The organism is Nonomuraea rosea (assembly GCF_039539705.1).
Classification (GTDB): Bacteria; Actinomycetota; Actinomycetes; order Streptosporangiales; family Streptosporangiaceae; genus Nonomuraea; species Nonomuraea rosea.
Genome location: NZ_BAABDQ010000130.1, coordinates 1 through 1,172, shown reverse-complemented (window position 1 = coordinate 1,172; position 1,172 = coordinate 1). Strand labels below are relative to the sequence as shown.

At 75.0% G+C, this 1,172-nt stretch carries 1 pseudogene; it reads left to right on the top strand.

From position 1 onward, the window contains the following. A pseudogene (locus tag ABEA43_RS67725) lies at positions 1–1,172 on the top strand (cytochrome C); the annotation flags it as partial.

Sequence of the window (1,172 nt, the reverse complement as noted above, 5' to 3'; positions counted from 1 at the left end):
GACGCCGCGAACGCCTGCCGCCCACCGGGGATCGCGGTCGTCTGCGGCACCGCGGGCGTGGGCAAGACGGCGCTCGCCGTCCGCTGGGGTCACCACAACCGTGAGCTGTTCCCCGACGGGCGCATCCATCTCGACCTGCGTGGCGACGACGCCGAACACGCGCTGCCCCCGCACGAGGCGCTGGGCCGCCTGCTGAGCGCCGTCGGCGTGTCCGATCAGGACATTCCGGCCGACACCCAGTCGCGGGCCGCGCGCTGGCGCACCGAGACCGACGGCCGCAGGCTGCTCGTGCTGCTCGACAACGCGGCCTCGGCCGAGCAGGTACGGCCGCTGCTGCCCGGCACGCACGACACCCTCATGGTGATCACCAGCCGGGACAGGCTGGCCACCCTGGTCGCCCTGCACGGCGCGCACCGCATCGAGCTGGACCTGCTGCCCCGCACCGATGCCGTCCACCTGCTGCGCCGGCTGCTGGGCGAGCGGGCGGGCACCGATCCCGGCAGCGTCGACTCGCTGGCCACCATCTGCGCCCGCCTGCCGCTGGCGCTGCGCCTGGCCGCCGAGTACGCCGGGGCGCAGGCGCACCTGCCGCTGGCCGGCGTGGTGACGCGGCTGCGCCGGGCCGGGCCGCTGGATCTGCTCGGCTGGGGCGGCGGGGCGGCGATCCGGCACGTCTTCGGCTGCTCGTACCGGCTGCTCGACGCCGAGGCGCAGCGCCTGTTCCGGTTGCTGAGCCTGAACCCGGCGCCGCACTCCACGCTGGCCTGCGCGGCGGCGCTGTCGGACGTCGATGAGATCGGCGCGGCCCGGCTTCTGCACCGGCTCGCCTCGGCGCACCTGCTGCGCTGCGACGCTTTGGGGCGCTACGGGTTTCACGACCTTCTGCGTGCGTACGCCGCCGAGATGAGCCTTGCCACGGACGGCGAGGACGAGCGGCAGGCGGCCATGGACAGGCTGCTGGAGCACTACTGCGGGACCGCCGTCGAGGCGAGCGACACCCTCTACCCCGGGTGGAGCGGGAGCCGGCGGCACGCCGGGCTCGCCCTCAAGCCCAGCGGCGTCACCCTCTCGCCGGGCGCGGCACTGTCGTGGCTGGATGGCGAGCTGGCGTCGTTCGGCACGATCTGCCAGTTCGCGGTCAGGCAGGGACGGCCGGAGCGGGCGGTCACCCT